The organism is Kitasatospora sp. NPDC056783 (genome assembly GCF_042789895.1).
Lineage (GTDB): Bacteria > Actinomycetota > Actinomycetes > Streptomycetales > Streptomycetaceae > Kitasatospora.
Window position 1 is genome coordinate 1 of sequence record NZ_JBHUAF010000477.1, and the last position, 3763, is coordinate 3763.

Annotated in this window: 1 protein-coding gene and 1 pseudogene; both read right to left on the reverse strand. The window is 77.0% G+C overall.

Features of this window, described 5'->3' with window-relative positions; all coding sequences use genetic code 11:
• A pseudogene (locus tag ACFRMQ_RS37290) lies at nucleotides 1–2753 on the reverse strand (type I polyketide synthase); the annotation flags it as partial.
• 65 nt (nucleotides 2754–2818) lie between these two features.
• Nucleotides 2819–3763, reverse strand: a 945-nt coding sequence (locus tag ACFRMQ_RS37295; RefSeq protein ID WP_380735297.1) for a KR domain-containing protein, incomplete at its 5' end; no start/stop codon positions are given.

The window sequence follows — 3763 nt, forward strand, 5'->3', positions numbered from 1 at the left end:
GCCCCGGCCCAGTCGACCGGCTCCCCGGCGGTGAACAGGGCCGCGGCCGCGGCCAGCGCGGCGGCGCGCTCCGGGCGTCCGCGGCGCAGCAGCGGGACGGCCAGCGGGGGGCGCCGGTGCCCCTCGGCGTCCGCGGAGCCGTCCGCGGAGCCGGCGTCCCGCACGGCCCCCAGGTGCTCCGCGGTCTCGGTGACCAGCGCGGAGAGCACCCCGTCGGGACCGGCCTCCAGGCAGGTGTCGAACCCGTCGGCGAGCAGGGTGGCGACCACGTCCGCGAAGCGCACCGGGGCGCGGACCTGCTCGACCCAGTAGGCGGACGAGCCCCACGAGCCGCCGTCGCTCCACCGCCCGGTCACCGCGGCGACCCCGGGCAGCACGGGCGGCCGGGTGTCGACGGAGGCCAGCACCTCGGCGAAGGAATCGAGCATCGGCCGCATCAGCGGCGAGTGGAAGGCGTGGCTGACGGTGAGCGCCTTGGTCCGGCAGTCGGCGTCGCGGGCCGCCCGGCCGACCGCCTCGACCGCCGCCGCCCGTCCCGAAACCACTACGGAGGACGGGCCGTTGACGGCGGCGATCCCCAACTCGCCGTCGAAGCCGGGCGCGTGCTCGGCCACCCAGGCCGCCACCCGATCCCGGTCGGCCTGGACGGCGAGCATCGCGCCACCGGCCGGCAGCGCCTGCATCAGCCGGCCCCGGGAGGCCACCACGGCGCAGGCGTCCGGCAGCGACCACACGCCGGCGACGTACGCGGCCGTCAACTCGCCGATCGAGTGACCGGCCACGGCCGCCGGCCGGATGCCCCAGGACTCCGCCAGCCGTACCAGCGCGACCTGGACGGCGAACAGCGCCGGCTGGGTCAGGTCGGTCCGGTCCAGCGAGCGGCCGTCGGCCGTGGTCCCGGTGGCGATCGCCTCGCGCAGTGAGACCCCGAGCAGCGGGTCGAGTTCGGCGCAGACCTCGTCGAGCGCGGCCGCGAAGACCGGGTACGCGGCGGCCAGCTCCGCACCCATGCCCGCCCGTTGCGAACCCTGCCCGGTGAACAGGAAGGCCACCCCGCGACCGGACCCGGCCGGACCGGCGGCGCGGACCACCGCCGGGTGCTCGGCGCCCGCCGCGACCGCCCGCAGCCCGGCGAGCAGTTGCTCCGGGTCGCCGCCCAGCACCACGGCGCGGTCCTCCAGCGCCGCGCGGGTGGTCGCCAGCGTCCACGCGACGTCGACCGGGTCGGGCGACGGCCCGGCGGCGAGGAACTCGGCCAGCCGGGCCGCTTGGGCGCGCAGCGCCCCGGCGCCCCGGGCGGACAGCACCCACGGCAACTCGCCGCCGCCTGGCCCGGGTTGGGACCGGACGGGCGGCTCAGGGGCGGTCTCGGCCGATTCCGGGGCCTGCTCCAGCACCACATGGGCGTTGGTGCCGCTGATCCCGAACGCGGAGACCGCCGCCCGGCGCGGCCGGCCGGTCTCCGGCCAGGCCACCGGCTCGGTCAGCAGCTCGACCCCACCGGAGTCCCAGTCCACGTCCGGGGAGGGCGCGTCCACGTGCAGCGTCTTCGGCAGCAGACCGTGCCGCAGCGCCAGCACCGTCTTGATCACTCCGGCCACGCCGGCGGCGGCCTGGGTGTGGCCGATGTTCGACTTCACCGAGCCGAGGCGCAGCGGCCGGTCGGCCGGGCGGTCCCGGCCGTAGGTGGCGAGCAGCGCCTCGGCCTCGATCGGGTCGCCGAGCCTGGTGCCGGTGCCGTGCGCCTCCACCGCGTCCACGTCCAGCGGGGTCAGCCGCGCGTTGGCCAGCGCGCGGCGGATCACCCGGCGCTGGGACGGACCGTTGGGGGCGGTCAGGCCGTTCGAGGCGCCGTCCTGGTTGACCGCGCTGCCGCGCACCACTGCCAGCACCCGGTGGCCGTTGCGCTGCGCGTCGGAGAGCCGCTCCAGCATGACCAGGCCGACCCCCTCGGACCAGCCGGTGCCGTCCGCGGCGGCCGCGAAGGACTTGCACCGCCCGTCCGCGGACAGCCCCCGCTGCCGGGAGAACTCCAGGAACAGGGTCGGCGTGGACATCACGGTGACGCCGCCGGCCATCGCGAGCGAGCACTCGCCGTTGCGCAGCGCCTGGGCGGCCAGGTGCAGGGCCACCAGCGAGGAGGAGCAGGCGGTGTCCACGGTGACGGCGGGGCCGGTCAGGCCGAGGGCGTAGGAGACCCGGCCGGAGACCACGCTGTCCGCGCTGCCGCTGATCAGGTAGCCCTCGACCTCCTCGGGCACCTCGCCCTTGCGCAGCGCGTAGTTCTGGTACATCGCGCCGACGAAGACGCCGGTGTCGCTGCCGGAGAGCGCGAGCGGGTCGATGCCCGCGTCCTCCGCGACCGTCCACGCCGTCTCCAGGAGCTGGCGCTGCTGCGGGTCCATGGCCAGTGCCTCGCGCGGCGAGATCCCGAAGAAGCCCGCGTCGAACTCCGCGGCACGGTGGAGGAACCCGCCGGCCCGCGCGTAGGTGGTGCCGGGGTGGTCCGGGTCCGGGTGGTGGAGGTCGGCCGGCCAGCCCCGGTCCGCCGGGAACTCCGACATCGCGTCGCCGCCCTCGGCGACCAGCCGCCAGAGGCCCTCCGGCGACCGGACCCCGCCCGGGTAGCGGCAGGCCATGCCGATGATCGCGATCGGCTCGTGCTCCCGGTCCTCCAGTTCGCGGACCCGTTGCCGGGACCGCTTGAGGTCCGCGGTGACCCGCCGCAGGTACTCGACGACCTTGTCCTGCTCCGGCTCTGACACCTGTCGTTCCTTCCTGTGCTGCGTCGTACGGTTCCGTGCCGCGCCCTGGTCGGTCACGGGGTGTCGAGCTCGGCGTCGATGATGTCGAACAGCTCGTCGACCGAGACGCTGGCGATCCGCTCCCGCTCCCCCGCCCGCTCGGGGCCGGCCGCGGCCTCCCGCCACCGGGCGAGCAGCGACTCCAGCCGGGCCGCGACCAGTCGGCCGTCCACCTCGGTCTCCGGCGCGGCCGCCAGCGCGGCCTCCAGCCGGTCCAGCTCCGCCGCCACGCCGCCGACCGGCTGCTGCTCCGCTCCGGGCAGCACCAGGCGCTCGGCGAGGTGGGCGGCGATCGCCGCGGCGGTCGGGTGGTCGAAGACCAGGCCCGGGGAGAGCCGGACGCCGCTCAACAGGGCCAGCCGGTTGCGCAGTTCGACCGCGGCCAGCGAGTCGAAGCCGAGGTCCGACAGCGCCCGGTCGGGCTGGATCCGCTGGATCCCGTCGTGTCCGAGCACGGCGGCGATCGTCTCCCGGACGGCGTCCAGCAGGAGCCGTTCGCGCTCGGCCCCGCCGACCCGGGCGAGCCGCTCCAGCAGCGAGTCGGCCCGCACACCCGCGGCCGCCCGGCGCCCGGCGGGCCCCCGGACCAGGCCGCGCAGCACGGACGGCAGCGCGACGCCCTGGGAGCGCAGCGCGCCCAGGTCCCAGCGGACCGCCGCGAGCAGCGGCTCCCCCAGGGCGAGGGACCGGTCGAACAGCGCCATGCCGTCCTGGGCGGTCAGCGGCACCAGGCCGCCGCGCGCCAGCCGGCGCAGGTCCGCCTCGGACAGGTGGCCGGTCATCGAGCTGGCGTCCGCCCACAGGCCCCACGCCAGGGAGGTCGCGGGCAGTCCCTCGGCGGCCCGCTGGGCGGCGAGCGCGTCGAGGAAGGCGTTGGCCGCCGCGTAGTTGGCCTGGCCGACGCCGCCGAGCACCCCGCTGGCCGAGGAGTAGAGCACGAAGGCCGACAGGTCCAGGTC